Raw genomic sequence first — 1,078 nt, 5'->3', positions numbered from 1 at the left:
CTCTTCCGATCTGAAGCGGTCAGCTAAAGCATTAAAGATGTCAAAGTCAGAGATCCCCATTGCCTCTAAATCTTGATAAGCTCGCCAGGTGGCAACAAAGGCTTCTTGGGTGGATAAGGATGAGTTAGTAGCGCCTTGCTCTGAGCCATTTTGAGATGCACCTGCCGCCATGGTTTGCTCCAATGCCTTGCCCTTTTAGGATAACGAGAACTTCATTGGTCCGCGTAGGTTCTGTCTAGAGCCAGGTCTTTGGGGAGGCCAACCCCAGAACTTGAGCGAGAATGAATTAAATCTCTTTGGGTCATATTCCCCGTGGCTCGCCACGTCAGCAAGAATTTGTGCGGTAGTGCGTTCCAGAGGAAAGATTCCGTAATACTCCGTTGCATGCAGCGGAGATAGGAAACTTAGCGCTCCGCACCCAATTTATTCCCGGAGCACATAGCCGACCCCCCGGACTGTTTGGATTAACCGCTTTTCGTCATTGGCTTCTAGTTTCAGGCGCAGGTAACGGATGTAGACCTCAATGATGTTTGAATCCCCCATAAAGTCATAGCCCCAAACTTCTTCGAGGATGCGATCGCGGGTAATCACCTGCCGGGGATGAACCATCAAGTGCTCTAGCAAATCAAACTCTTTAGCCGTTAGCTCAATCGGGCGCGGGCCGCGAAAGACTTCTCGGGTTTTGCGATCAAGTCGCAAATCATTGAACTCTAGTAAATCTAGATTTTCCTCCTGGTTCCGGCGTAGGTGGGCGCGAACACGGGCCAATAATTCCTCAATGCTAAACGGTTTAACCACATAGTCATCGGCTCCAGCATCTAAGCCCGCCACGCGATCGCTAACTTCGTCCTTGGCCGTCAACAATACAATTGGGACTTTATCGCCTGTTGCCCGCAGCCGATGACAGACCTCCAGCCCCGACAAGCCTGGCAGCATCCAATCTAAAAGAATTAAATCCGGTTGAGATTCCCGGGCGGTTGAAAGCCCCAAAAACCCATCCGGGGCAACGCTGACCTGATAGCCTTCGTAGCCCAGCTCCAGCTCAATAAAATGAGCTAATTTACTGTCATCCTCTACC

General features: G+C 50.7%; 1 protein-coding gene. It reads right to left on the bottom strand.

Annotated features, from left to right (window positions below; all coding sequences use genetic code 11):
* Positions 1-423 precede the first annotated feature (423 nt).
* On the bottom strand, positions 424-1,078 hold a 655-nt coding region (locus AC2VE5_RS28630), incomplete at its 5' end, for a winged helix-turn-helix domain-containing protein (protein ID WP_486890894.1).

The organism is Aliterella sp. E5.1, from assembly GCF_057473825.1.
This window is presented reverse-complemented; position numbering and strand designations above follow the sequence as displayed.